Here is a 26,586-nt window from a genome sequence, read left to right as displayed (position 1 = left end):
ACCCGGGGGGCGGGAGGAGGAGCGGGCGGCACGGCCGGTACGGGTCCGCTCCCCGGCGCCCGGCCCGAGCCCGGCCCCTCACCGCGCTCACGGCGATCTCGTGCACACAGAGTGAGGGCCGGTGTTCCCGGGGTGTTCCCGGCCCCGGGACGGGCCGTGCGCGCGGGTGTTCCAGGTCGCGCACCGAACAGTGAGTGGTGCCCGGAACCGGACTCGAACCGGCACGCCCCCGAGGGGCAGCGAGGTTTAAGCTCGCCGTGTCTGCATTCCACCATCCGGGCATGGCGCGCGGCTCCGCGTTGGCACATGACCCTATCCGGCGGCATCCCTCGATCAGCCGAACACTGGCGCGATGTTGTCTTATTTTATTGACTGTTTGAGGGGTCGTCAGCACTGTCCCGGGCCCTCATCACATGGCCGGTCCGGACCGTGCCCCCGATGCCCCTCGCAAGGGAATGACGGAAACTCGCCGCACCCGGACGGCCCAATGCGCCAGGGCCGCGCCACCATTCGCCATGGTCCCGCCACCTCACCCGTCGACGCTTTCGTTGACGCGGCGGAGAACCGGCCGGGTCCCCAGCGCCGAGGGGTTCTCCAGGACCGCGCCCGTGACGTGGAACACCGCGCTCTCACCCGGCAGCAGACCGACGAGCATGTCGTCCACCCCGGCCGCCGGGTCCAGCCGGTCGGGGAAGAGGGGGAGGCCATGCAGGAACGTTTTCGCAGTGACCTCCACCCGGTATCCCGCCCCCGGTCCGTCACCGTCCGTGACCGTCACCTCGGGCGCCTCCGGCGGGGAGCCCGAGGGGGACGGGGCCCTCGGCCCGGAGCGTCCAGCCTTCGTGCCGGGGCAGGCGGCGCGGAGTCACGCGGGGGTCCTTCCGCAGCCGGGGAGTCCGGCGCAGGCGACGAAGTGGCCGGGCTCGGTCTCGTACAGGTCGTCACCGGCCGCGGCGCCGCCCCCGTGGCAGGCGCAGGCGTCGAGGGGGACGGCCGCGGTCCAGGGCTGGTTCAGGCGGGGCACGGCGGCCAGGAGCGTACGGGTGTAGGGGTGCAGGGGATTGCCGAAGACCTTCTGGGTGACGCCGCGTTCGACGATCCGTCCGTGTCTGAGCACCACGGTCTTCTCGGCGAGGTAGGTGCCCAGCGAGAGGTCGTGGGTGATGTAGAGGACGCCGAGTCCCCGTTCCTTGAGGCCGGCCAGGAGGTTGAGCACGTCGATGCGGGTGGAGGCGTCGAGCATGCTGGTGATCTCGTCGGCGACCAGGAAGCGCAGATCGAGCAGGAGGGCGCGGGCGATGAGCAGGCGCTGCAACTGGCCGCCGCTGAGCTGGTGCGGGTAGCGCCCGAGCACCTGCCCGGGGTCCAGGCGCACGTCCCGTACCGCATTCTCGACGCGGTCGGCCCACTCCTTGTCGCCGACGCCCGGGTGGTAGGCGCGGCGGACGAGGGCGAAGACGCGGTCGGCCTTGAAGACGGGGTTGTAGCAGCTGAACGGGTCCTGGAAGACGCCCTGGACCCGGCGGTAGAAGTCCTTGCCGGGCTTGACCCGCTCGCCGTCCAGGGTGAGGCTGCCCGCGCTGACCTCGGTGAGGCCGAGGACCATGCGGCCGATGGTGGACTTGCCGCTGCCGCTCTCGCCGATGAGGGAGACGAGCTCGCCGGGTGCCGCTTCGAAGGACACCCGGTCGACGGCGGTGACGGAGCCGCCGCCGAAGGCGCCGGACCGGAAGGTCTTGGTGACACGGTCGAGGGTCAGCATCAGGCCGCCTTCCAGCATGCGACGGTGTGGCGGGGGGCTATCTCGACGACCGGCGGCTCCTCGGCGCACTCACGGCCCGCGAGGGGGCAGCGGTCGCGGAAGCGGCAGCCGGCCGGTGGGTTCAGCAGGGAGGGCGGCGAGCCCGCGATGCCGCTGAGCGGCTTGTCCGCGTACCGGGCGCCGACCTGGGGCAGCGAGCCGATCAGCATCTTGGTGTACGGGTGGCGGGGCGCGGTCGTGAGGACCTTCGTCGGGGCCTTCTCGGCGAGCTTGCCCGCGTACATCACCATGATCGAGTCGGCGATGTGCGAGGTGAGGCCGAGGTCGTGGGTCACGAAGATCATGCTGGTGACCAGGCCCTTGTCGCGGAGCCCGGTGAGCGCGCCGACGACGGCCTGCTGGCTGGAGACGTCCAGCGCCGATGTGACCTCGTCGGCGATGAGGACCGAGGGGTCCAGCAGGGTGGAGATCACCATGACGGTCCGCTGCTTCATGCCGCCGGAGAGCTCGATCGGATAGCGGTCCAGGACGTCGGGCTCCAGCCCCACCAGGGCGAGACGGCGGTGCAGTTCGTCCGTGTCCACACCGACGCCGCGTGAGGCGAGCAGCTCGCGGATCATGCGGCCGATGCGGCGGGTCGGGTTGAGGGCGCTCATCGAGTACTGGGGGACGAGCGAGATCTTGTGGAAGCGGTAGGCGTTCATGGCGCGGTCGTCGGAGAGCGGCAGTTCGTCGCCGTCCAGGGTGACGGTGCCGCCCGCGTGCCGCATCCGGCCGTCGAGCCGGATCAGGGCCTTGCCGAGGGTGGTCTTGCCGCAGCCGGACTCGCCCGCCAGGCCCAGGATCTCGCCGTCGGCCAGGTCGAAGCCGACGCCGTCCAGGGCCCGGACCTCGCCACGCAGCGTGCGGTAGTGGACCCGCAGATCGTTGACGGTCAGGGTCATGTGCTCACGACTCCCTCAGCTTCGGGTTGAAGACCTCGTCGAGGCCGACGTTGGCCACGTAGAGCGCGCCGACGATCACGGTGATCCCGGCACCCGGCGGGATGAACCACCACCACAGGCCGAGTTGGAGCGCGCTCCACTGCTGGGCGCTCTGCAGCATCAGACCGAGCGAGACGCCCTCGGTCGGGCCGAGCCCGATGAAGTCGAGCGAGGAGGCGATCAGGATGGAGCCGCCGAAGAGCAGGATGAACATCATGAAGAGGTACGAGCTCATGTTGGGCGCGATCTCGCGGAAGACGATCCGCCACGTGCCGCTGCCGCTGAGCCGGGCCAGGTCCACGAACTCCCGGGTTCGCAGCGAGAACGTCTGCGCGCGGATCGCCCGGGCCGCCCAGGGCCAGGAGGTGAGCCCGATGAACAGGCCCTGCACGGCGACGCTGCGTACTCCCAGGTAGGCGTTGATGATCAGGAGGACGGCGAGGGCCGGGATCACCAGGACCACGTTGGTGAGCATGTTCAGGATCTCGTCGACGATGCCGCCCCGGTAGCCGGCGAGGAAGCCGACGACCATGGCGATGACCGCGGCGATCGCACCGCCGACAACGCCCACCAGGAAGGTGGCGCGCAGTCCGTGCACGAACTGCGCGTACACGTCCTGGCCGAAGGTGGTGGTGCCCATCCAGTACGTGCCGTCGGGCGCCGCGGCCTGCGGTCCCACGTATTCGTTGGGGTTGCCGCTGTCCAGCAGCAGGGGGCCGACGAGACCGGCGGTGAGCAGGAGCACGACGAGCGTGAGGCCGATGATCAGCTTGGGGTTGCGGACGGCGTAGTGCAGCGATTCGCTGCCGGGTTTCGCGGCGGGCGGCCCGGCCGTCACGGGCGCCGGGTCGGGCGGTGTGGTCATGAGGTGCCTCCTGCCATGCCCGTACGGGTGCGGGGGTCGACCACCACGTACACGATGTCGATGAGGAAGTTGGCGATCAGTACGCCGATGACGATGAACAGGAACGCGCCCTGGAGGAGGAAGAAGTCCTGGTTCTGGATCGCGGCCAGGATCAGTGAGCCGAGGCCCGGGTAGGCGAAGACGATCTCGGTGACGAGCGCGCCCGCCACCAGGACGCCCAGCTGGAGGGCCAGGCCGGTGACCTGGGGCAGGACGGCGTTGCGGAACGCGTAACGGCGGATCAGCCGCTGGGGCGCCCCGAGGGCCGACAGATAGGCGGAGTAGTCCGACTCCAGCTCGTAAATGATCATGTTGCGCATGCCGATGGCCCAGCCGCCGAGCGCGACGAGGAAGAGCGAGAGGAACGGCAGCACCCAGTGGTGCAGCGCGTCCAGCGCGAAGTCGGTGTTCCAGCCGGGCTGGATGTCCAGGCTGTACCCGCCGGATACGGGGAACCAGCCCGCCTGCGCGCCGAGCGCCCAGGCGAGGATGACGGCGATCCACATGTACGGCATGGCGGTCAGGAGATAGCCGACCGGCAGCACGGTGTTGTCGAGGACCTTGCGGCGGGCGGACAGCGCGCCGATCCAGTTGCCGGCGAACCAGCTGAGCAGCACGGCGGGGACCATCAGGCCGAGGGTGTACGGGAGCGCTTCGAGCAGGACGTCGCCGACGGGCGTGGGGAAGACCCAGATCGAGATCCCGAAGTCGCCCTGGAGCAGGGCCCCCCAGAAGTGCAGGTACTGCTGCCACAGGGGCTCGTCGAAGCCGAAGAGGTCGTTGTAATAGGTACGCATCGCCTCGGCGGCCTCGGGCTGCGAGACGCGGGCGCGGGCGACCATGGCGGCGACCGGATCACCGGGCATGAAGCGCGGGATCATCCAGTTGACGGTCACGGCGATCACGAAAGTCAGTGCGTAGACAAGAAGTTTGCGGGCGAAGTAGCGGCGCAAGGGTGCTCCCCTGGTGGAGAGCCCCGCCGTGGGCGGGCCGGTTCAGGTCGGCGCGCGCACGGCGGGGCAGTCATGGAGTCAGAACTGCCGTGTCACGCGGCGGGCTTCAGCTGGGTGAGCGTTTCGAAGCCGCCCATCTCCAGCCAGTTGCGCCAGAGGGCGGGAGCCGCCTTGGGGGCTCCGCTCGCGTCCGACGGCCAGTTCTTCCAGGTCCCGGTGGTGGACTGCGACCAGAGGCCGTTGTACCAGAGCGGGATGATGGGCATCTCGGTCAGCTGGATGTCCTGGATCCTGGAGACGGCCGCCTTCATGCCTGCCGTGTCGTCGGTCTTCACCCCGCCCAGCTCCTGCACCAGCTTCCAGGCTTCCGGGTTCTCGTACCGCCCGAAGTTCACCGTGTTCTGCTGCTTCTGTACGGGCATCTGGAACATGTACTCGTAGTACGTCCACGGGGTGTTGGACAGCTGGCGCTCGTTGTTGATGACGAGGTCGAAGTCGCCCTTGCCGCGCCGCTCGTTGAGCGCGTTCTGGTCGGGGAACTCCGTACTGATCCGGATGCCCGCTTCCTTGGCGCCCGCGGCGATGACCTTGGCCGCTTCCATCCAGTCGGTCCAGCCGGAGGGCACGGCCAGCTTGAGGCTGAGCGTGGAGCCGTCCCTGTTCTCGACGAAGCCGTCCCCGTTGGTGTCCTTGTAACCGGCGTCGGCGAGTTCCTTCTCCGCCTTCGCCGCGTCGTGCTCGAAGCCCTTCTCCGCGATCAGCGCCTTGTCCTCGAACTGCTCCCACTGCGGCAGCAGGCCGGTCGGGGACGCGGGCTTGACCAGCTCGCCGTACACCCCCTTGACGATCTTCCCGGTGTCGACGGACGCGGCGAGCGCCCTGCGGAAGGCCGCGTCGTCCATCGGCTTCTTGGTGGTGTTGGGCACCAGCCAGGCGGTGTTGGCGGAGAGCATGTAGGGCGCCTCGTCGTAGTACGAGACGACCTTCTTGCTCTTGATCAGCGAGGAGGCGCCGGGCAGGAAGTTGTTGCTGAGGTCCAGCCGGCCCTGGCCCAGCTGGCCGATGACCACTTCGTTGCTCGGGTTGGAGACGTCGACGATGTAACGGGGGGCCGGCTTCTTGCCGAGCGCCTTGACACCCCACCAGTCCTCGCGGCGCTCCCACACGACCCGGTCCTGCGCCTTGCTCCGGAGCTTGTACGCGCCGGTGCCGACGGGCTTGTCGTTGACGCCGTTGAGTATGTCCTCGTCGGTGCGCGCGCCCCAGATGTGCTCCGGAACGATCGGCTGGCCGAAGAGGGTGTAGTCCCACTCCTGGTAGCGGGCCTCCTTGAAGGTGAAGCGCACGGTCGTCGCGTCCACCGCCTTCGCGTCGGACAGCCAGCTCCACAGGGTGTGGAAGGCGGACGCCTCGATCTTGCCGAGCCCGTAGGAGTACGCCACGTCCTTGGCGGTCAGCGGCTTGCCGTCGGCCCAGGTGATCCCCGCACGCAGCTTCACTTCGTAGGTCTTGTCGTCGGTCCAGCCGCCCGACTCCGCGAGCCAGGGCGTCAGCTCGCCCGCGGCCGGGTCGAAGTGGAACAGCGTCTCGTAGACCAGGCCCTTGGTGCCCGTGGCGTGGTCCCAGTTGCGCAGCGGGTTGTAGTTGGCCGGCGGCCCCCACTGGGTGCCGGTCGTGTAGAGCGTCTCGTTGCGCGGCAGCGAGCCGCCCTTGCCGCCGGGCCCGGCGGAGCCCCCCGACGAGCCGCCCCCCGTACACGCGGTCGCGGCGAGTCCGAACACGGCGAGTACGGCGGTCAACCGCACCCGGGTACGCATACCCATAACCCCTCCTCTTCCCCCGCCGTCCCTGCCGAGCGGAGTCACTGAACCGGGTAAGTGCCGTGAAGGTATGGGGGGCCCAGAGTGGTGTCAAGAGTGCGGGAGCGCTCCCATGACAGTTTTTCCGGCAGGCACCCAAAGGTCTTGACCACCTGGAGGAAGACACAGGACCGGGGCCTGCGGATAGAATGGCCCCCGAAAACGAACCGGTTAAGCGAGGTCGTATGCCCAAGCACCGCCCCACGATCGCCGACATCGCGCGCCGCGCCGGGGTCTCCAAGGTCGCGGTGTCGTATGCGCTGAACGACCGGCCCGGTGTCTCCCCGACGACCCGCGCCACCATCAAGGCCATCGCCCAGGAGATCGGCTGGCGCCCCAACAGCGCGGCCCGGGCGCTGACCCACGCGCGGGCGGACACCGTCGGCCTCGCGCTGTCCCGGCCCGCCAGGCTGCTCGGGGTGGAGCCGTTCTTCATGGAGCTGATCAGCGGCATCGAGACCGAGCTGTCCGCCCGCGGCTGCGCCCTGCTCCTCCAGGTCGTCACCGACCCCGCCCAGGAGCTGGAGATCTACCGTCGCTGGTGGGGCGAGGGCCGGGTGGACGGGGTTTTCCTCGCCGATGTGCGCTCCCCCGACCCGCGCATCGAGGGCGTCGCCGAGCTCGGCATGCCCGCCGTCGTGATCGGTCACCCCTCGGCGGCCGGCCCCCTCACCCCCGTCTGGTCGGACGACTCCGCGGCGCTCCGGGACACCCTCACGTACCTGAGCGCGCTCGGCCACCGCTCCATCGCCCGCGTCGCCGGGCTGCCCGAGCTGACGCACACCCGGCTGCGCGACCGGGCCCAGCACGAGATCTCCGCCGAACTGGGGCTGGACACACCGGTGGTGGTGCACACCGACTACTCCGGCGAGGAGGGCGCGCACGCGACCCGGCGGCTGGTCAGTTCGCCGTCCCGGCCGACCGCCGTCGTCTACGACAACGACATCATGGCCGTCGCCGGGCTCTCCGTCGCCCAGGAGATGGGGCTCGACGTGCCCGGCGACCTCTCCCTCGTGGCGTGGGACGACTCCCAGCTGTCCCGGGTCGTCCGCCCCCCGCTGACCGCGCTGAGCCGGGACATCCCGGCGTACGGGACCCATGCGGCCCGCACCCTGCTGACGATGGTCGCGGAGGGTTCGGCGCCCGGATTCCAGGACGCCACGGCCCGCCTCGTACCGCGCGGCTCGACCGCCCCGCCCCGCTGAGGACGGACGCTCTCAGGGTCGGTGTCATACCGCAGGAGTACGCCGGGACCCTGCCGGTGCGACTCAAGAGGGCCCCAGGAACGGGCACGGGGGCTGACGACCGGGCGGGATTCGACGGTGACGATGGAGGAGTCCCCGAACGAAGTCCCGAACCAGGAGAGTCCCTGTGACCACCACCCCCACCGTTCACCGCGCCACCGCGGTGGCCGCCCGCGCCACGGAGCTGTCGAAGGTCTACGGCCAGGGTGAGACCCAGGTGGTCGCCCTGGACCGGGTCACCGTGGACTTCCCGCAGGGCGAGTTCACCGCGATCATGGGACCTTCGGGCTCCGGCAAGTCCACGCTGATGCACTGCGTGGCCGGGCTCGACAGCTTCAGCAGCGGTTCCGTACGGATCGGCGACACGGAGCTGGGGTCCCTCAAGGACAAGCAGCTCACCCAGCTCCGCCGGGACAAGATCGGCTTCATCTTCCAGGCGTTCAACCTGTTGCCGACCCTGACGGCGCTGGAGAACATCACGCTGCCGATGGACATCGCGGGCCGCAAGCCCGATGCCGCGTGGCTCCAGAAGGTCATCGACATGGTGGGTCTCTCCGACCGGCTGAAGCACCGGCCGACCGAGCTCTCCGGCGGCCAGCAGCAGCGCGTCGCGGTGGCCCGCGCCCTCGCCTCGCAGCCGGAGATCATCTTCGGTGACGAGCCGACCGGAAACCTCGACTCCCGCTCCGGCGCCGAAGTCCTCGGCTTCCTGCGCAACTCGGTGCGCGAGCTCGGCCAGACCGTGGTGATGGTGACCCACGACCCGGTGGCGGCCTCCTACGCGGACCGCGTGATCTTCCTCGCCGACGGCGCGATCGTCGACCAGATGATGCACCCCACGGCCGACGGGGTCCTCGACCGGATGAAGGCGTTCGACGCGAAGGGCCGCACCAGCTGACGTAACGCCGGCTGCCCCGTCCCCCTTCCGGAACCCATCCCAGGACTACAGACATGTTCCGTACAGCAGTGCGCAACGTCCTCGCGCACAAAGCCAGACTGCTGATGACCGTGCTCGCCGTGATGCTCGGCGTGGCCTTCGTCTCCGGCACCCTCGTCTTCACCGACACCCTCGGCAACGCCTTCCGCAAGCAGTCGGCGAAGAGCTACGACAACGTCGCCGTCGCCGTGACCACCTACGCCTCCCAGCAGGAGGAGGAGTTCAAGGGCGTCGACACCGCCACCCTGAAGAAGATCCAGGGCCTGGAGGGCGTCGAGGAAGCGACCGGCCGGGTCTCCGGCTTCGCGGGCGTGGCCGACGCCGACGGCAAGCTCATCGGCAACGGCTGGTCCAACACCGGGGCCAACTTCTCCCCCGGCAAGAACGGCAAGGACGACCAGTACACGTTCATCGACGGCTCGGGCCCCGCACAGGCCGGCCAGGTCGCGCTGGACAAGGACTCCGCGGACAAGGGCGACTACCGCGTCGGTGAGCCGGTGCGGGTCGCCACCAACGGACCGGTGAAGGAGTTCACCCTCTCCGGTGTGTTCACCACCGAGGACGGCGCCGTCAACGCCGGCGGCAGCCTGGTGCTGTTCGACACCGCGGTCGCCCAGCAGCTCTACCTCAAGCCCGGCGTCTTCCAGAAGGTCATGATCTCCGCGGCGCCCGGTGCCACCGCCCAGCAGCTGCTGGACTCGGTCAAGCCGCTGCTGCCGAAGTTCGCCGACGCCGAGACCGGCAAGGCCCTCGCCGACGAGCAGGCCGCGCAGATCAAGAAGGAACTCAACAACCTCAACACGATGCTGCTCGCCTTCGCGGGCATCGCCCTGTTCGTCGGCATCTTCCTGATCGCCAACACCTTCACCATGCTGGTCGCCCAGCGCACACGGGAGCTGGCCCTGATGCGGGCCGTCGGTGCCTCCCGTCGCCAGGTGAAGCGCTCCGTCCTGCTGGAGGCGGGCGTGGTCGGCGCGATCGCGTCCGTGACCGGCTTCCTGCTCGGCCTCGGCCTCGCCGTCGGGCTGCGCTCCGCGATGAGCCTGACCGGCGCCAAGATCCCCGCCGGTCCGCTGGTGATCTCCCCCACCGCGATCGCGGCGGCGCTCGGCGTCGGCATCCTGGTGACCGTGCTGGCCGCCTGGCTGCCCGCCCGCCGGGCCGCGAAGATCCCGCCGGTGGCGGCGATGAGCAGCGTGCACGCCGTGGCCACCACCAAGTCGCTGATCGTGCGGAACTCGATCGGCGGGGTGTTCGCCCTGCTCGGCGCGGCGGGGATCGTCGCGGGTGCGGCGGCCGGCAAGGACGGCAAGATGTTCATCGCGGGCGGCGCCTTCCTGGCGCTGATCGGCGTCATCATCCTCATCCCGCTGCTCTCACGACCGGTGATCGCCCTGGTGCGTCCGCTGCTGATGAAGCTGTTCGGCGTCTCCGGGAAGCTGGCCGCGCAGAACGCGGTCCGTAACCCCCGCCGTACCGGAGCGACCGCCTCGGCCCTGGCGATCGGGCTGACCCTCGTCACCGGCATCTCGGTGCTGGGCGTCACGCTCGGGCAGGCCGTCGACCGGATGACGACGGACAACATCAAGGCCGACTACATGGTCTCGATGGCGAACGGCGACTCGCTCGACGAGTCGGCACTCAAGGCGCTGGAGAAGGCCGACGGCGTCTCGGCGGTCTCCCCCCAGCAGGCCGTCTGGCTGGAAACGGGCAGCTCCGGCTACTCGGCCTCCGGGGTCACCCCCGGTGACGTGCAGAAGGTCCTGGCGGTCAAGACCCTGTCCGGTTCGCTGGACACGCTCGCCGACGGCGGGATCGCGGTCTCCGAGAAGACGGCGAAGTCGAACGGCTGGAAGACCGGCGACACGATCACCGTGACGTACGAGGACGAGAAGAAGGGGAAGCTGAAGGTCGGCGCCCTCTACGAGGACAACGAGTTCCTCTCGCCCATCCTCATGCCGAAGGCGGTGGCCGACGCGCACACCCCCCACCCGGAGATCCGCGAGATCTATCTGAAGATGGACGGCGGCGCGAGCGAGGCCAACGAGCAGGCCGTGGTCGACGCGCTGGGCGACAACCCCGCGATGAGCATCATGGACCGGCAGGACATCCGGGACATGTTCGGCGGCTTCGTCAACACGGCTCTGAACATCATGTACGGCCTGCTGGCGATGGCTCTGATCATCGCGGTGCTCGGGGTCGTCAACACCCTGGCCATGTCGGTGTTCGAGCGGCAGCAGGAGATCGGCATGGTGCGGGCGATCGGCCTGGACAAGCGCCGGGTGAAGCGCATGATCCGGCTGGAGGCCGTGGTCATCTCGGTCTTCGGCGCGCTGGTCGGCGTGGGACTCGGTACGTTCCTCGGCTGGGCGATCGGCAAGACACTGGCCCCGTCCATCCCGGGGTACGCACTCGTCATCCCGTGGGACCGGCTCGCGCTCTTCCTGGCGCTGGCAGGACTGGTGGGCGTGCTGGCCTCGCTCTGGCCGGCCCGCAGCGCCGCGAAGCTGAACATGCTGACGGCGATCAAGACCGAATAGCGCTCGTCGGGGGCGCACGAGGGGCCGGTATCCGCACCTGCGGACACCGGCCCCTCTTCCGTGCGGGCTCAGCCCGTGGTGGCCCTCCAGTCCCGGGTGCGCAGCGGTACGCGGGAGGCCCCGCCCTGCTCCGGGCGCACCGCGAGGATCTGGTTGACACCGATCCTGTTGCGCTCGAAGGACAGCGCGGAAGCGGCCATGTAGAGCCGCCAGACCCGCGCCCGGCCGGGCGAGGTGGCCCGTACGGCGGCGTCCCAGTGCTGTTCCAGGTTGGTGACCCAGCGGCGCAGGGTCAGCGCGTAGTGCTCCCGGATCGCCTCGACGTCCCGGGCCTCGAACCCGGCCTCCTCCAGGGTGGCCACGGTCCGGCCGACCGGGGCCAGTTCTCCGTCGGGGAAGACGTAGGCGTCGATGAACGCGTCGCTGCGATAGGCGGACTCGTCCTTCTCGGGACGGCGGGCGATCTGGTGGTTCAGCAGCCGGCCGCCGGGCTTGAGGAGCGCGTACAGGTCGTCGGCGTACTCACGGAAGCGGACCGTGCCGACGTGTTCGGCCATCCCGATCGACGAGATCGCGTCGTACGGGCCGTCCCTGACGTCCCGGTAGTCCTGGACCCGGATCTCGATCCGGTCGGTGAGGCCCTCCTCGGCGATGCGCTTGCGGGCGTAGGCGGCCTGTTCGGCGGAGAGGGTCACTCCGGTCACCTGGGCGCCGTACTCACGGGCGGCGTGGATGGCCATCGAGCCCCAGCCGCAGCCGACGTCCAGGAGGCGGTCGCCCTCCTTCAGCCCGAGCTTGCGGCTGACGAGGTCGAGCTTGTCGCGCTGGGCGTCCTCCAGAGTGCCGTCCTTCTCCCAGTAGGCGCAGGAGTAGACCATGGACGGGCCGAGGACCAGTTCGTAGAAGTCATTGCCCACGTCGTAGTGGTGGCTGATGGCCTCCTTGTCACGGCGCCTGGTGTGGAGCGGGCCCGTGCGGCGGCGCACTTCCTCGACGGGCGGGGCGGGCGGCGGCCAGGGGCCGGCCACCTGGAGGAGGCCGCGGGCGAATGCGCGGACCCTGGCGTCCCGGACGGGGTGGACGGAGTCCTTCGCGTCGGCGCCGCGCTCCCATAGCATGGCGGCCAGCCGGTCCAGGACCTCGTAGAGGTCTCCGTCGATGTCGATGTCACCGGACACCCAGGCGCGGGCGAGGCCCAGTTCGCCCGGCTTCCAGAGCAGCCGGCGCAGGGCACGGCGGTGGCGGATCACGAGGACGGGGGCGCCGGGCGGCCCGGCCTCACTGCCGTCCCAGGCCCGGATGCGGACCGGTAGGGGTTCTCTCAGCAACTCTTCGGCGAGAGCGGTCAGCCGCGATGCGGCGTCTGCCATGGCGCACACCTCCGTGGTGGTGTTTCCCAACATGCTCAAATTTCCACAAACATGCCTGAAACCACGTCACGACACCTCGGGAACGTGACGAGGTACACCTCGGTCAACAGTGCGCGGGCCGCGAGCCATCCCGCTACCACCCAATGGAACGGCAAAATACCTGCGCACCACACCTACCCGCCGCCGCACCGGCCACGGCACACCCGGACACCGGGAGCCGGGCAGGTCCGGATACGCCGAAGGGGCCGCCCGCACCACGGATGGCGGACGGCCCCTTCGGGCGTGGAACGGTGTGGCCCGGGTCAGGAAGCCTTGGCCTTCTCGCCCTCGGACTTGGCGACGGCCGGAGCCGGAGCCGGCTTCGCGGCCTCGTAGAACTCCTCGCGCGGCGTCTCCATGGCGCCGAGCGAGACGACCTCGCGCTTGAGGAACATCGCGAGCGTCCAGTCGGCGAAGATGCGGATCTTGCGGTTCCAGGTCGGCATCGCCATGCCGTGGTAGCCGCGGTGCATGTACCAGGCGAGACGGCCCTTGAGCTTGATCTTCACCTTGCCCATGACGATCATCGCGACGCCCTTGTGCAGGCCCAGACCGGCGACCGCACCCTTGTTGGCGTGGCTGTAGTCCTTCTGCGGGAAGCCCCGCATGCCGGAGATGACGTTGTCACCGAGGACCTTCGCCTGACGCAGCGCGTGCTGGGCGTTCGGCGGGCACCAGGCGTTCGGGTTGCCGGCCTTGCGGCCGACCAGGTCCGGAACCTGGGCGTTGTCGCCCGCGGCCCAGATGTAGTCGGTGCCCTGCACCTGAAGCTTCTCGGAGGTGTCGACGTGACCACGCGGGCCGAGCGGCAGACCGAAACGGGCCAGCGCCGGGTTCGGCTTCACGCCGGCCGTCCACACGATGGTGCTGGAGTCGACCTCGAGGCCGTTCTTCAGCACGACGTGACCGTCGACGCACGAGTCCATGGAGGTGGAGAGGTAGATCTCCACACCGCGGCCCTCGAGGTGCTCCTTGCCGTACGCGCCCAGCTTCGGGCCGACCTCGGGAAGGATCTTGTCGGCGGCGTCGACGAGGATGAAGCGCATGTCCTCGCGCTTCACGTTGGTGTAGTACTTCGCCGCGTCGCGGGCCATGTCCTCGACCTCACCGATGGTCTCCGCACCGGCGAAACCGCCGCCCACGAAGACGAACGTGAGCGCCTTGCGGCGGACGGCCTCATCGGTCGTCGAGTCAGCCTTGTCCAGCTGCTCGAGGACGTGGTTGCGCAGGCCGATCGACTCCTCGATGCCCTTCATGCCGATGCCCTGCTCGGCGAGACCGGGGATCGGGAAGGTTCGGGAGACCGCGCCCATCGCAATGACGAGGTAGTCGAAGGGCAGCTCGTAGGCCTCGCCGACGAGCGGCGCGACCGTGGCGACCTTGCGGTCCTGGTCAATGGTCGTGACGCGACCGGTGAGCACCTCGGCCTTCGGCAGGACGCGTCGCAGCGGGACGACGACATGCCGAGGGGAGATGCTGCCGGCAGCAGCTTCGGGGAGGAAGGGCTGGTACGTCATGTACGAGCGAGGGTCGACAACCGTGACGGTCGCCTCCCCGTAGCGCATCTTCTTCAGAATGCGACGAGCTGCGTACAGGCCTACGTACCCACCGCCTACAACGAGGATCCTGGGACGCTCCGTGGTGCTCATGCCATCGAGTATCCACCCCCCTCGGGGCACCCGCTCGTGAGCCCCTTCACAAGGTATCCGCGCCCCTCTGCTACACTCCGCCGCCCACGTGACCCAGGTCATGGCACCCAAGGGGAACCACGGTGCCGTAGCGAACGTTGTTCACCGCTTGTGAGCTGGCCCTTGTGGCTTTCGAGGGGCTGAACCACGGCTCCGGTTCACCCGCCCGCAACGTCTGCGGAACCCGACCGGAACCGCGCCGCGAGGGCTGGCGAGCGGCAGTCACGGCCCCCGATAGGCCGAACGGCACCCAACCGGGCCGAATTCCTTGTGAAGAAGTTCACGAAGTTCGTCGCGGCGGGCCCCCGAAGGGGCCCCGCGAGCCCACCTGAACGGCTCAGAGGTGCAGGCCGGAGTGCGTTTGAGCGAGCGTCAGGGGCGGTTGCGGCTACGCCACCGAGAGCGCGATCCCGTCCAGAATGTCGTGCTCGCTGACCACGACCTCACGCGCTCCGGTGCGCTCCATCACGGCGAGCAGGATCAGCGCCCCGGAGGCGATCACATCGACCCTTCCCGGGTGCATGGCGGGGATCGCGGCGCGCTCCTCGTGCGTGGAGCCGGTCAGCCGCCCGGTGATCTCCTGGACCTGCTCGAAGGAGATCCGGGAGTGGTGGATCGCCTCGGGGTCGTACTCCGTCAGCTCCAGGGCGATCGCGGCCACCGTGGTGACCGTGCCGGCCAGGCCGACGAGCGTGGCGGCCTCGGAGACCGGGACGGTCTCCTCGGCCAGGTCCAGCGCGGCACCGATGTCCGCGCGGATCGCGGCGATCCGGTCGGGGGTGGGCGGGTCCACGACGGTGCCGTCCTGGACCAGGTGACGCTCGGTCATCCGTACGCAGCCCATGTCCACGGACCGGGCCGCGCGGACCTCGTCGTCGCCGACCACGAACTCGGTGGAGCCGCCGCCGATGTCCACGACGAGATACGGCTTCGCCAGGTGGTCGCTGCCGGTCAGCTCCTTGGTGGCGCCGTCGAAGGAGAGCTGCGCCTCCTGGTCGCCGGTGATGACCTCGGGCTCGACGCCCAGGATGTCCAGGACGCCCCGGACGAACTCGTCGCTGTTCTCCGCGTCGCGCGAGGCCGAGGTGGCGACGAAGCGAAGCCGCTCGGCCCCCAGCTCCTTGATCACCGCGGCGTACTCGCGGCAGGCCCCGAACGTACGCTCCAGCGCCTCGGGGTCCAGCCGCCCGGTCCGGTCGACACCCTGGCCGAGGCGCACGATCTGCATCCGGCGGTCCAGCTCGGTGAGTTCACCCGTGTCGGGGTCGGCGTCGGCGACGAGGAGGCGGATGGAGTTGGTACCGCAGTCGATGGCGGCAACGCGGGTCATACGGGCTCCTGTGGTCTTGGTTACGGGCTCCGCCCCGGACCCCAGCCCCTCGATCGCCGGAGGCGCTGAAGAGACGCCTTCGAACGGGCCGGGGTCCGGGGCGGAGCCCCTGCGGTGCGGGAGGTCAGGCTCCTTCGGCGCCGCACGGCGAGACGCACGGCCCCTTCGCCCACCACTGCGGAAGCATCGCGATCGCCTCGTCGCCCAGCGGGTTCACCCCGGGCCCGGCCGCCAGCGAGTGGCCGACCAGGACGTGCAGGCACTTCACGCGGTCCGGCATGCCGCCCGCGCTCGGGAAGCCCTCCAGCACCTCGATGGCGTCGCGGCGTGCGATGTAGTCCTCGTGCGCCGCGCGGTACGCGGCGGCGAGCTCCGGGTCCGACTGCAGACGCTCGGTCATGTCCTTCATGACCCCGTTCGCCTCCAGCGTGCCGATCGCGGAAGCGGCACGCGGACAGGTCAGATAGAAGGTCGTCGGGAACGGCGTGCCGTCCTCCAGACGGGGCTGCGTCTCGACCACGTCCGGGTTGCCGCACGGGCAGCGGTGCGCGATGGCGCGCAGCCCGCGCGGCGGGCGCCCGAGCTGCTGCTCGAACGCGGCGATGTCCGCGTCGGTGGGCGTGGTGGATTCGGTCTGCGGAGGGGGGGTTTCCATGCCTGCCTTGGTTCTGCTCGAAGGTGCTTCTCAAATGATGCGGGTGGCGCGGGTGGTGCGGGTCGGTCGCGTGCTGCCGGTCAGTCGCGGTCGGCGGTGTCCACGCCGTCCCAGAGGTTCGAGTGCCAGGCGCGGTCCGTCGTGCCCGGCTCCCCGCGGCGGTCCTCGGCCGCGTCGGGATCGATCACGGTGAAACCGGTCTCCCCCGGGAGTACGTAGTGAAGGTGCTCGCGGGCCAGCCGCCGGATGTACGCGTCGTCCTTCAGCCGCGCCTTCTCGTCGCGCAGTTCCTCGGTCCGCCGGCGTGCGTCCTGCGACAGGCGCTCCTGGTCGGCGATCTCCTCGCGCTGGGAGACGTACTGCCGCACCGGGTACGCGAGCGCGACCACGAGGGAGCAGACGACCAGGGCGAGGAACGCGGCGCGGCCGGTGAGCCGGGAGCGGCGGGCCTGGCGCCGGTTCTGGGACCGGTAGACGCGGGCCGCGGTCTGCTCACCGAGCAGTCGCAGCCTGGTCGCGGTGGAGAACCGGTCGCGGTCCTTCCCGGCCATCTCTCACGCCTCCCCATTACACACGTCGGTCCCCGCACACGGTACGGGACCGAGTGCGGGGACGGACGGAGGCTGGTGACTTCGGCCCGCGAAGGGCCGGTGGTCAGCCCCGGGAGCCGGTGATCAGCCCTTGAAGCGCGGGAACGCCGAACGGCCCGCGTACACCGCGGCGTCGTCGAGGATCTCCTCGATGCGCAGCAGCTGGTTGTACTTGGCGACGCGGTCCGAGCGGGCCGGGGCGCCGGTCTTGATCTGACCGCAGTTCACGGCGACGGCGAGGTCGGCGATCGTGACGTCCTCGGTCTCACCGGAGCGGTGCGACATCATGCACTTGAAGCCGTTGCGCTGGGCCATCTCGACGGCGTCCAGGGTCTCGGTCAGCGAACCGATCTGGTTGACCTTCACGAGCAGGGCGTTCGCGGAGCCCTCCTCGATGCCGCGGGCCAGGCGCTCCGGGTTGGTGACGAAGAGGTCGTCACCGACGATCTGCACCTTGGAGCCGAGCTTCTCGGTGATGACCTTCCAGCCGGCCCAGTCGTCCTCGTACAGCGGGTCCTCGATGGAGATGAGCGGGTACGCGGAGACGAGCTCCTCGTAGTACTCGGTCATCTCGGCGGCCGAGCGGGACTTGCCCTCGAACTCGTACGAGCCGTCCTTGTAGAACTCGGACGCGGCGACGTCGAGCGCGAGGCCGATGTCGCGGCCCGGGACGTAACCGGCTTCCTTGATGGCTTCGACGATGAGGTCCAGGGCGGCGCGGTTGGACTCCAGGTTCGGGGCGAAGCCGCCCTCGTCACCGAGACCGGTGGACAGGCCCTTGGTCTTCAGGACCTTCTTCAGCGTGTGGTAGACCTCCGCACCCCAGCGCAGGGCCTCGGAGAAGGACTCCGCACCGATCGGCGCGATCATGAACTCCTGGATGTCCACGTTGGAGTCGGCGTGCGAGCCGCCGTTCAGGATGTTCATCATCGGAACGGGCAGCAGGTGCGCGTTCGGGCCGCCGAGGTAGCGGAAGAGCGGCAGGTCGGACGCCTCGGAGGCGGCGTGCGCCACGGCGAGCGAAACGCCGAGGATGGCGTTGGCGCCGAGCGAGCCCTTGTTCTCGGTGGCGTCCAGGTCGAACATCGCCTGGTCGATGAGGCGCTGCTCGGTGGCGTCGTACCCGACGAGCTCCGGGCCGATCTGCTCGATGACGGCGAGGACGGCCTTCTCCACGCCCTTGCCCATGTAGCGGTTGGGGTCTCCGTCGCGAAGCTCGATGGCCTCGAACGCACCGGTGGAGGCGCCGGACGGAACAGCAGCACGTCCCGTGCTGCCGTCGTCGAGGCCAACCTCGACCTCGACCGTGGGGTTGCCCCGGGAGTCGAGGATTTCCCTGGCTACGACGACGTCGATGGACGGCACGAGGCATCTCCTTCTGGGATATGACACTGGTTGTGCAGGGTCACTGTGGTCACTGTGGCCTTGCGGCATGAGCCTATCCGGCCGGGCCCCATCGGCCAGCCGGGCGCCCGTCCCCTGGGACGAAAAAGGACCCAAGGGCATGCATTAACGGGCAAAGGTCCAGAAATCTACTGACCAGTAACTACAACACTTGAACGATCAGCGCTCCCGGGACCGTGCGAGCCGGACCCGTTCGGCGGTACGCCCGCGGCCGGAATGACCCCGACCCGGCGCGCACGGGGGAGAGCGCACCGGGTCGGGGAGCAGAGCGGGAGGGATGCCGCCGGACACCCTCCCGGGGGGGGAGGAGAGTCCCAGGTACTACTTCGTCAGGTGGAGCTGCTGGCCCGGGAAGATCAGGTCGGCGTCCTTGACGATGTCGTCGTTCAGCTTGAACAGCTTCTCCCAGCCGCCCTTGACGTCGTGCTTCGCGGCGATCTTGCCGAGGGTGTCGCCGGTCTTCACCTTGTACTCGCCGTCACCCTTCTCGACCTTCTCGCCGGTCGGGGTGGTGACGGTCTTCGGCGCCTCGGCCTTCGGGGCGGTGCGCTGCTCGCTGCGCGTGGTGGGCTGCTCGGCCGCACGCTCGGGGGCCTGCTGCTGCGGCTGCTCGTCGCCGCCGGCCTGCGCGGAGCCGGTGTCGACACCCGGGTCCACACCGTCGTTGGTCAGGTTGCCGGCGCCGGCACAGGCCCAGGCACCCGGGCCCTGCATGTCGAGGAGCTTCTCGGCGGTGGCGATCTGCTGCGACTTGGTGGCCAGGTCGGCGCGGGACGCGTACTGCGTACCGCCGGCGGCGGCCCAGCTGGACTGCGAGAACTGCAGACCGCCGTAGTAGCCGTTGCCGGTGTTGATGGACCAGTTGCCACCGGACTCGCACTGGGCGACGGCGTCCCACGTGGCGACGGAGGCGGCGGAGGCGCCGGTCGCACCCATCAGCGGGACGGCGACGGCGGCACCGGCGACACCGGCGAGCGTGACGACACGGGCGGCCTTGGACGGGCGGCGGTGCTTGGCCTTGCTGGAAAACAGCATGGAGCTTCTCCTCACCGACGCCTACGAGGTGAGCTGTCGGGTTCGGGCCAAGTGAGTTGCCCGGTCGCACGTCCTAGCGCGCGACTTCACCCCAAGCCGGTCCTGAGTCGTCTCCCGACGATCGGGCCCGGCGCTTACCTGGGTCCCCCGCTCCTGCCTACGGCGCTTTACGCGTCTGTTCCCTTCGACCGACGGCAGGATTCGGCGTGACGGTCGACGGGGCCCGCGGTGCGAGCGGTTCCGACCGTAAACATAGGCAACCCCGACATTCAAAGAGGGACATACCGGCCATTCGTCCCTTACTTGCCCCGGATGGATGAACGTTTTCGCAGGTCGGAGGGGGCGTGGACGCACCACCCGGACGCGACGCGACAGTTGAAGCAAAGAGACCCATGTCTCACTTACGTATAAGTGGACATAGGCCCCTGAACTGCCCTCGATTTTAGGGCGTTTTCCCGAATTGGATCAGTTGCGCTTGGAGCCATCCGTGGCGTCCGTCAGCCCCAGATCGAGGTTCTGGCCGGGAAGGATGAGGTCCGGGTCGGAGCCGAGCTCGTTCTTGTTGGCCTCGTACAGCTCGGTCCAGCCGCCGGGAACCTTCTGTGCGTCAGCAATCGCCCAGAGGTTGTCGCCGGGCCGGACGGTGTAGCCCTCGTCAGGGAGCGCCGCACCCGTGTCGCGCGCCTGGCCGTCACCGCGCGAGGCGTGCCGGCCGGAGTCACGCGCGCTGTCCCGGTCCGCGTCCGGAGTCGCCTCGGGGGCCGGCGTGCCGCGGTGCTTGCCGCCGCTCCGGTCCGCGACGGCCGGAGCGTCGGACGCCTCGGGAGACGGCGTGGTGGAGGGCGGCGCCGTCGCGCCCGAGCCCTCGGAATCGGCCGCCTCACCGGTCACGCCGTTCTTGTCGGACTCGACCGCTGCGTCCGACTCGCCGGACTCGCCGGACTCGCCGGACTTATCGACCTTGTCCTGCTTGTTCGTTTCGTCCTTCGCGTCGTCCGACGGAGTGCCGGACGGCAGCAGCGAGTCCGACGGGTCGGCGGAGGGCACGCCGCCCGGGTCTACGCCCGGCAGGGTCCCGTCCAGCGCGAGCCCGGAGATCACCGCGCAGCTCGGCCACGCCTGCGGCCCCTCGTCCTTCAGGACCTTCTCCGCGACGGCTATCTGCTGCGAGCGGCTGGCGAGGTCGGCGCGGGGCGCGTACGCCGAGCCGCCGTACGCCGACCAGGTGTCCTGGGAGAACTGCAGGCCGCCGTAGTAGCCGTTGCCCAGGTCCGCACTCCACATGCCGCCGCTCTCGCACTCGGCGACCCGGTCCCAGGTCGAGGCGTCTGCGGCGTGCGCACCGGTCGCGCCGAGCAGCGGGATGGCGATGGCCGATCCCGTCACGCCTGCGGCGACGACGATGGCGGGTGCCTGGCGAGGGCGGCGGTGTCTGCCGTTCGCGGAGCCCATGGGATTGCCTTCCGTGTGACTGACATGTGACTGCTGTGATGAACGGTGAACCTAGCGGGACTCGAACGTGTGTCACAAGTCGATGCAGCGGAGATCACGTGAAAGTCACGGTATTGACAGAGTGTCACCTTGCGCGGCGCGCGGGCCGGGTGCGAACTCCACCGGAAGGGTGCGCAGTCCGCGCATGATCAGCCCGCCGCGCCACCGCAAATCGGCAGGTTCCACCGCAAGGCGCAGGTCAGGAAGGCGCCTGAGCAGCGTTGCCAGTGCGGTCTGTCCTTCCAGCCGGGCGAGCGGGGCCCCCAGGCAGTAGTGGATGCCGTGCCCGTATCCCACGTGCTGATTGTCACTCCGCGCGAGGTCCAGCGTGTCCGGATCGCGGAATCGCTCCGGGTCCCGGTCGGCGGCCGCGAGGACGACCAGTACGGGGTCCCCGGCGGCGATGTCCTGTCCGCCGAGGGTGACGGGCTCCGTGGCGTACCGCCAGGTGGCGAGCTCCACCGGGCCGTCGTACCGCAGCAGTTCCTCCAGGCCGGTGGCCAGGAGGTCCGTCTCCCCCGCGGCGAGCGAGCGCTGGAGCCGTTCGCGCTCGCCGGGGTTGCGCAGCAGGGCGTACGTGCCGTTGCCGATGAGGTTGACCGTTGTCTCGAAGCCGGCGAAGAGAAGGATGAACGCCATCGCGGCGGCCTCGTTCTCGGTCAGGTGCTCGCCGTGGTCGCTCGTCCGGATCAGACCCGAAATCAGGTCGTCACCCGGATTCTCCCGTTTGCGGTGGATCAGTTCGGCGAGGTAGCCCCGCATCTTCTTCACCGACCTGGCCACCCCGCCGCGCGGGCCGCCGCCGTGCCGGATCATCATGCCCGCCCAGTCGCGGAAGTCGTCCTGGTCCTCCGGCGGGACGCCGAGCAGGTCGCAGATGGCGTAGATGGGCAGCGGGAACGCGAAGTCGTGGATGAGGTCCGCCTTCCCCTCCGCCACGAAGTTGTCGATGAGCCGGTCCGTCAGCTCCTGCACGCGTGGCGCGAACTCGGCAACCCGGCGCGGGGTGAACGCCTTGGCGACGAGGCGGCGCAGCCGGGTGTGGTCCGGCGGGTCGATGTTCAGCAGATGCGTCATCAGCTCCGCCTTGCGCTCCCCCGGGATGCCCGTCCTGCCCTTGGCGTGCGCCGATCCGGCATGGTTCGCCGGGTCCTTGGACAGCCGGGTGTCGGCGAGCGCCTGCCTGGCGTCCGCGTACCGGGTCACGAGCCACGCCTCGACCCCGCTGGGCAGCGTCGTCCTGTGCACGGGGCTGTGCTCGCGCAGCCAGGCGTAGGCGGGGTACGGGTCGGTGGCGAACTCCCAGGTGAAGAGCTCGGGGGCGGCGGGGATCGCGGGGCTTCCGGCCGCATGGCCGACGGGACACCCTGTGGGGGAACCGTCGGGGAGGCCGGTCGGGGCCACGGAGCCGGGGGCGGTGCCGATCCCGCTCCCGGTCCCGGTCCCGAACTCGGACTCGGACTCGGACTCGGACTCGGCGGAGCTGTCCCCCGGGGCGTCGGCGGGGGCGTCGGCGGGGGTGTCTGCGGAGCTGTCCGCAGGGCTCGCGGCGGGGATGTCGGCGGGGCTGTCGTTCACCCCTCGACGTTAGCCGCCGCCTCCCCGTCCCCCGACCGCAGCTCCGCGATCGCCCGCCCGGCGGCGTGGTGCCCGGTCTCCAGCGCCTTGCCGACCGCCATCCGGTGAGCCGTTCGATCTCCTCGGCCGGTTCGTCCCGTGCCTCCAGGTACTAGCGGGGGTTGCCCTCCGCCGCCAGGATCTCGTCGCGGTAGGTGCGGGCCGCCGCGCGCAGGGCGGCCTCCGGGTCGGTTCCGTCCTGTTCGGCCCGTACGGCGAGGGCGAGGAGTTCGTACCCGATGGAGTCACCCGCGGGGAGCGCGACATCGAGCCCGGCACCGCGAACGCGGCTGCCCAGCTTGGCGGCCAGAGCAAGGCCGGGCTGGCCGAGCGGGACGCCTTCGGTGACCGAGTCGCGCTGCTTCTCGATCGCCTTGGTGCGCTGCCAGTGCGCGTGGACGTCCTCGGGAGTCTCGGCGCTCTCGTCACCGAACACATGCGGGTGGCGGTGGATCAGCTTCTCCACGAGGCCGGCCGCGACGTCGTCGATGTCGAACGGCTCGTCGGGGTCCTCCTGCGCGATCCGGGCGTGGAAGACGACCTGGAGCAGGACGTCCCCCAGCTCCTCGCGCAGTTCGTCCCGGTCGCCGTCCTCGATGGCCTCGACGAGCTCGTACGCCTCCTCGATGGCGTACTTGGCCAGCCCCTTGTGCGTCTTCTGCGAGGACCACGGGCAGACGAGCCTGATCCGGTCCATGACCTGGACCAGATCGAGGAGGCGGGCACCCGGCAGATCGTACGAACCGGGCAGCAGCTCCAGGTCCGGCATCTGCACCCGGCCCGAGCCGCCGAGCCGGGCGAGCCCGTCGGTCAGCGGCTGGTTCCCCTCGCCGCCCACCAGCACCACCACGGTCCGGCCGCCGACGCAGTCGTCGACGAGTTCCTGGGCGGAGGGCACACCGTGCTCGACCGTGACGCCCGCCTCGCGCAGATACGGCAGCTGCGGGTGGTGCGGCTCGCCGCACAGCACCCGGTCCGCCGCGTGCAGGGTCTGCCAGGCGGGCCAGGACAGCAGTCCGGGTGCCACCCGGTGGCTGGCGGTGAGCAGGACGATACGGCCGGGGTCGCCGGGGGCTTCAGCGTTCACCCCTCGAACCTACCTCGGTCCGTACCGGCCCCGGTCAGACGCCTGCTTCGGGGGCCGGCTGCTCGAACTCGGTGGCCTGGGTGATCCACGGGGCCTTGTAGTCGCCGAGCTGGATCTGCTCGTCGTCCCAGACGCCGAAGCGCGGATTGACGTCGATGTCGAGCGTCTTCGACGCCTTGGCGAGCGCCTGTCCGACGACCTTCTGGCCCTCGGGCGAGGACAGGTCGGCGCCGAGCGCCTCTGCCAGCTTGGGCAGTTGCACCTCGCGGCGCAGATCGTTATCGATCTGGCCGGGGGCCACCCAGCGCTGCTGGAGCATCATCGCCTGGAGCTGCTTGTCACCGCCGGACTGGGCGGCTGCCGCCAGGCGCATCTCCTGGATCTCCTTGCGGCTGACCGTCACTCCCGCGTCCTTCGAGGCCCGGTCCAGAATCCGCCCGAAGATGATCCCGTGCAGTTTGGCGCGGCTGAGCTGTCCGGAGTTCTTCACCAGCTGCGCGGACTGCGCCGAGCTCGCCTGCGCGCTGCGGACGTCCGCGACCTGTGCCTGGAGCGCGGACACCTCGATGCGGTCCCCGCCGACCAGGGCGGCAGCGCCCGGATGGGCCTCGCTCCCGCAGGCGGAGAGGAGCGGCACCCCGACGAGCAGTGCGGCTGATACGGAGAGCGCGGTGCGACGGCGGCGGTGCAAAGGAGCCTCCCGGGGAGAGTTTGTGCATCAGTGCACAAAGCCTTGCGGTGATCGATGTTAGGCAGTGGATGTGGTTGGGGCCACTGATTCGACCAACGATTCGGGAGGAGTTGGGGATGCGGCGCGCCCGCGGGCCCTTCGGGGCACGCGTCCGGCCACCGCGGTCCGCGCCGTCAGCCGCCTCGGACGTCCTGCTGGTGCTCCAGTTGCCTGCGCAGTTCCACGGGGAGCGGGTGGTGCGGCCCGTAGGTCCGTTCCGCGTCGTACAGCAGTGTCTGCAACTGTCCGCGCCCCGCCGCGTGATCGCCCACCGCGAGCAGGAGATGGCCGATGCGGTGCCGGATGTCGAAGGCACGGCCGGGGTCGGCGGTGACGTACGTGTTCTCGTAGTACGGGAGGACGGCGCGGTACTCGGCGAGTGCGGCGGCGGGCTCGCCCATCTGTTCCAGGCACTGCGCCGCGTCGAAACGGAACTGAAGGGTCTGGACATCGGCCGGGCCCGCCTCGGCCGAGCGGTCGTCGGCGAGACGGCGCAGCTCGGGCAGTGCGCGCCGGTACTGCCCGTCGTCCATCAGGGTGGCCGCGTACTGCTTGCGCAGGATGCGGACCACGGGTGAGTGCTCCCCGTGTTCGGCCGCGGCGGCCGGGAGGATGCCTCCGAGGATGTCCACGGCCTGGGTGATCCGGCCCTCGACGAGGAGCTGTTTCACCTCGTCGACGGCGCGGGCGACGTCCGGGCGGGCGTGCGCCGGGGAGCCGGTGCGGGCACCCGCCGTGGACGGCGGCGGCACGGACACCGGAGCCGGGGTGGAGGCCCGGTCCGGCCACGGGGCGTGAGGCCGCAGGAAGGGCCGGGTCGGGTCGAGCGGTCCGGCAGGAGCTCCGCGGGCGGGCAGCAGCGGTGCGAGCGACTCGTACACCTCCTGGGCGGAGGCCGGCCTGGCCTGCGGGTCCTTGGCGAGCAGTCGCAGGACGAGCGCTTCGAGCTGCGCCGGGACCTCGGATCTGAGGTGGCGGACCGGCAGCGGAGGTTCGTAGAGGTGGCGGTGCAGGACGCCGAGCGCCGTGGAACCCGCGAACGGGACGTCTCCGCTGAGGAGTTCATGGAGGAGGACGCCGAGGGCGTAGAGGTCGGTGTACGGGCCGACGGCGCCGCCCATCGCCTGCTCCGGGGCCATGTAGGCCGGGGAACCGATCGGTGAGCCGGTGTGCGTGAGCCGGGTCGTGTCGGTGTCCAGGACGGAGGCGACACCCAGGTCGAGGACGGTGACGGTCCCGTCGGGCCGGACCATCACGTTGCGGGGCTTCAGGTCGCGGTGGACGATCGGCACCGCGTGCACGGCGGACAGCACGGCGCAGAGCTGCGCGGCGACCGCGACGGCCCAGGGCCACGGGTACGGGTCCTGTTCGGCGAGATGGTCGCCGAGGTCGGCACCCTCGACGTACTGCATGACCAGGAAGAGGTCGTCGCCGTCGTTGCCCGCGTCGTGGACGGTGACCAGCCCGGGGTGGTCGACCTGTGCGGTGACCCGGCACTCGCGGACGAAGCGGCGGCGGAGCTCGCCGGCGGCGTCGCCGGCCGGCCCGGCCACCCGGTCCGGACGCAGCAGCTTCACGGCGACCCGGCGGTCGAGCCGCTGGTCGTACGCCGTCCACACCTGGCCCATGCCGCCCTGGCCGAGGATGGTCGCCAGCTCGTACCGCCCGGCGATGACGCGCCCGGTCACCGGCCCTCGCCCTCCTTACGGAGGTAGTCGCTCAGCTCGTCGAGCTCGGCGCGGACCTGGTCGATTCGCTTCGGTGTGGCGGGCGGTGGGGTGTGGGCCGACGGGGGCACGGCGGGCGGGTAGCCGTATCCGGGGGCCGGGACGGGCGCGGGCGGGGTCTGCCGGCCCGGGGGCGGCGGGGTGTGGGTCTGCTGGGTGTGGGGCGGCGGGGTCTGCGGATGCGGGGTGTAGCCGCCGTACTGCCCGTGCCCCTGGGCCTGCCCCTGCTGTCCCTGCGGCTGGAGCAGGGGCGGGCGGAGGCTGCCGTACGGTCCCGCGGGGCCGTAGTGGTTGATCTCCGCGTAGAGGTAGTAGGTGATCACGCCGACCATGACGCCGCCGATCCAGGCGACCCCGATGAACGCCTCCGCGTCGGTCGTCCTGTCCGGGTCCTCCGGCATCGCGATGATGAACGCGAGAAGTCCTGTGTTGAGCGCGAACACGAGCGCGACCAGGGCCCAGTCGCGCCCCTTGCGGGTCACGATCGCGAGCCGCAGCATCGCGGCCCAGCCCAGAAGTCCGCAGCTCAGCACGGTCAGCGCCACGAAAAGCACGCGCAGTGCCGTCAGCGCTCCCGAGGACGGGCGACGCTTCGGTGGCTGCTCCGGCGGATAGCCGTAGCCGTGCATGTGACGCTCCTG

The 26,586-nt window shown here is 70.2% G+C and carries 22 protein-coding genes, 1 tRNA gene and 1 riboswitch; of the genes, 3 read left to right on the top strand and 20 right to left on the bottom strand.

The window, feature by feature from the left end; all coding sequences use genetic code 11:
• Positions 1-195 precede the first annotated feature (195 nt).
• The 7 genes from ACFWSK_RS12460 to ACFWSK_RS12430 all read right to left on the bottom strand — a co-directional run bounded on the left by ACFWSK_RS12460 (position 196) and on the right by ACFWSK_RS12430 (position 6,425).
• Positions 196-281, bottom strand: a tRNA-Leu gene (locus tag ACFWSK_RS12460).
• Positions 282-529: 248 nt separating this feature from the next.
• Positions 530-778, bottom strand: coding sequence for a hypothetical protein (locus ACFWSK_RS12455; protein WP_383783907.1), 249 nt, complete (start codon positions 776-778; stop codon positions 530-532).
• Between the two features lie 87 nt (positions 779-865).
• Positions 866-1,762: an ABC transporter ATP-binding protein gene (locus ACFWSK_RS12450; protein ID WP_383783905.1), complete on the bottom strand. Its 897-nt coding sequence runs from the start codon at positions 1,760-1,762 to the stop codon at positions 866-868.
• A complete protein-coding gene (locus ACFWSK_RS12445; RefSeq protein ID WP_383783903.1) occupies positions 1,762-2,706 on the bottom strand; it encodes an ABC transporter ATP-binding protein in 945 nt (314 codons plus the stop codon). Before ACFWSK_RS12445 ends, ACFWSK_RS12450 begins: the two co-directional genes overlap by 1 nt.
• A gap of 4 nt (positions 2,707-2,710) precedes the next feature.
• Positions 2,711-3,610, bottom strand: coding sequence for an ABC transporter permease (locus tag ACFWSK_RS12440; protein WP_383783901.1), 900 nt, complete (start codon positions 3,608-3,610; stop codon positions 2,711-2,713).
• Positions 3,607-4,602 (bottom strand): ABC transporter permease, encoded by a 996-nt coding sequence (locus ACFWSK_RS12435; RefSeq protein ID WP_383783899.1) that lies wholly within the window; start codon positions 4,600-4,602, stop codon positions 3,607-3,609. The genes ACFWSK_RS12440 and ACFWSK_RS12435 overlap by 4 nt, the downstream gene beginning before the upstream one ends.
• A 92-nt stretch (positions 4,603-4,694) precedes the next feature.
• The gene (locus ACFWSK_RS12430; RefSeq protein WP_383783897.1) at positions 4,695-6,425 is read right to left on the bottom strand and encodes an ABC transporter substrate-binding protein; all 1,731 of its coding nucleotides are present in this window, start codon (positions 6,423-6,425) and stop codon (positions 4,695-4,697) included.
• Between the two features lie 221 nt (positions 6,426-6,646).
• Here ACFWSK_RS12430 and ACFWSK_RS12425 point away from each other — a divergent pair, with 221 nt between their 5' ends.
• The 3 genes from ACFWSK_RS12425 to ACFWSK_RS12415 all read left to right on the top strand — a co-directional run bounded on the left by ACFWSK_RS12425 (position 6,647) and on the right by ACFWSK_RS12415 (position 11,182).
• Positions 6,647-7,666 carry a LacI family DNA-binding transcriptional regulator gene (locus ACFWSK_RS12425; protein ID WP_383783895.1) on the top strand — a complete coding sequence of 340 codons (1,020 nt, stop codon included), beginning with the start codon at positions 6,647-6,649 and terminating at the stop codon, positions 7,664-7,666.
• 166 nt (positions 7,667-7,832) lie between these two features.
• On the top strand, positions 7,833-8,603 hold the full coding sequence (locus ACFWSK_RS12420) for an ABC transporter ATP-binding protein (RefSeq protein ID WP_382735484.1): 771 nt from the start codon (positions 7,833-7,835) through the stop codon (positions 8,601-8,603).
• A gap of 53 nt (positions 8,604-8,656) precedes the next feature.
• On the top strand, positions 8,657-11,182 hold the full coding sequence (locus ACFWSK_RS12415) for an ABC transporter permease (protein WP_383783893.1): 2,526 nt from the start codon (positions 8,657-8,659) through the stop codon (positions 11,180-11,182).
• Between the two features lie 68 nt (positions 11,183-11,250).
• On the opposite strand, the gene ACFWSK_RS12410 is transcribed toward ACFWSK_RS12415, so the two are convergent.
• The 13 genes from ACFWSK_RS12410 to ACFWSK_RS12350 form a co-directional block, all read right to left on the bottom strand.
• Positions 11,251-12,552, bottom strand: a complete 1,302-nt coding sequence (locus tag ACFWSK_RS12410) for a class I SAM-dependent methyltransferase (RefSeq protein ID WP_383783891.1) — start codon at positions 12,550-12,552, stop codon at positions 11,251-11,253.
• 302 nt (positions 12,553-12,854) lie between these two features.
• On the bottom strand, positions 12,855-14,240 hold the full coding sequence (locus ACFWSK_RS12405; RefSeq protein ID WP_383783889.1) for an NAD(P)/FAD-dependent oxidoreductase: 1,386 nt from the start codon (positions 14,238-14,240) through the stop codon (positions 12,855-12,857).
• A 427-nt stretch (positions 14,241-14,667) separates the two neighbouring features.
• Entirely contained in the window at positions 14,668-15,609 is a 942-nt protein-coding gene (locus ACFWSK_RS12400; RefSeq protein WP_383783887.1) for an exopolyphosphatase, read from the bottom strand.
• A gap of 124 nt (positions 15,610-15,733) precedes the next feature.
• Positions 15,734-16,264: a DUF501 domain-containing protein gene (locus ACFWSK_RS12395; protein ID WP_383783885.1), complete on the bottom strand. Its 531-nt coding sequence runs from the start codon at positions 16,262-16,264 to the stop codon at positions 15,734-15,736.
• Between the two features lie 80 nt (positions 16,265-16,344).
• Complete coding sequence (locus tag ACFWSK_RS12390) at positions 16,345-16,815, bottom strand: septum formation initiator family protein (RefSeq protein ID WP_383783883.1); 471 nt, start codon at positions 16,813-16,815, stop codon at positions 16,345-16,347.
• Between the two features lie 123 nt (positions 16,816-16,938).
• Positions 16,939-18,219 carry a phosphopyruvate hydratase gene (eno, locus tag ACFWSK_RS12385; RefSeq protein ID WP_383783881.1) on the bottom strand — a complete coding sequence of 427 codons (1,281 nt, stop codon included), beginning with the start codon at positions 18,217-18,219 and terminating at the stop codon, positions 16,939-16,941.
• A 360-nt stretch (positions 18,220-18,579) separates the two neighbouring features.
• Positions 18,580-19,293: a transglycosylase family protein gene (locus ACFWSK_RS12380; protein WP_383783879.1), complete on the bottom strand. Its 714-nt coding sequence runs from the start codon at positions 19,291-19,293 to the stop codon at positions 18,580-18,582.
• Between the two features lie 3 nt (positions 19,294-19,296).
• Positions 19,297-19,468, bottom strand: a riboswitch (cyclic di-AMP (ydaO/yuaA leader).
• A gap of 290 nt (positions 19,469-19,758) precedes the next feature.
• Positions 19,759-20,745 (bottom strand): transglycosylase family protein, encoded by a 987-nt coding sequence (locus ACFWSK_RS12375; RefSeq protein ID WP_383783877.1) that lies wholly within the window; start codon positions 20,743-20,745, stop codon positions 19,759-19,761.
• Between the two features lie 105 nt (positions 20,746-20,850).
• The gene (locus ACFWSK_RS12370; protein WP_383784042.1) at positions 20,851-22,116 is read right to left on the bottom strand and encodes a cytochrome P450; all 1,266 of its coding nucleotides are present in this window, start codon (positions 22,114-22,116) and stop codon (positions 20,851-20,853) included.
• A 397-nt stretch (positions 22,117-22,513) separates the two neighbouring features.
• Positions 22,514-23,488: a nucleoside triphosphate pyrophosphohydrolase gene (locus ACFWSK_RS12365; RefSeq protein WP_383783875.1), complete on the bottom strand. Its 975-nt coding sequence runs from the start codon at positions 23,486-23,488 to the stop codon at positions 22,514-22,516.
• A 34-nt stretch (positions 23,489-23,522) separates the two neighbouring features.
• A complete protein-coding gene (locus ACFWSK_RS12360) occupies positions 23,523-24,179 on the bottom strand; it encodes a SurA N-terminal domain-containing protein (protein ID WP_383783873.1) in 657 nt (218 codons plus the stop codon).
• Positions 24,180-24,352: 173 nt separating this feature from the next.
• On the bottom strand, positions 24,353-25,906 hold the full coding sequence (locus tag ACFWSK_RS12355; protein WP_383783871.1) for a protein kinase: 1,554 nt from the start codon (positions 25,904-25,906) through the stop codon (positions 24,353-24,355).
• Positions 25,903-26,574, bottom strand: a complete 672-nt coding sequence (locus ACFWSK_RS12350) for a hypothetical protein (RefSeq protein ID WP_383783869.1) — start codon at positions 26,572-26,574, stop codon at positions 25,903-25,905. Before ACFWSK_RS12350 ends, ACFWSK_RS12355 begins: the two co-directional genes overlap by 4 nt.
• Positions 26,575-26,586: the final 12 nt, after the last annotated feature.

Source organism: Streptomyces sp. NPDC058620, assembly GCF_042717135.1.
Lineage (GTDB): Bacteria > Actinomycetota > Actinomycetes > Streptomycetales > Streptomycetaceae > Streptomyces.
Note: the sequence above shows the minus strand (reverse complement) of the source record. Positions and strands in the feature narration are given on the sequence as shown.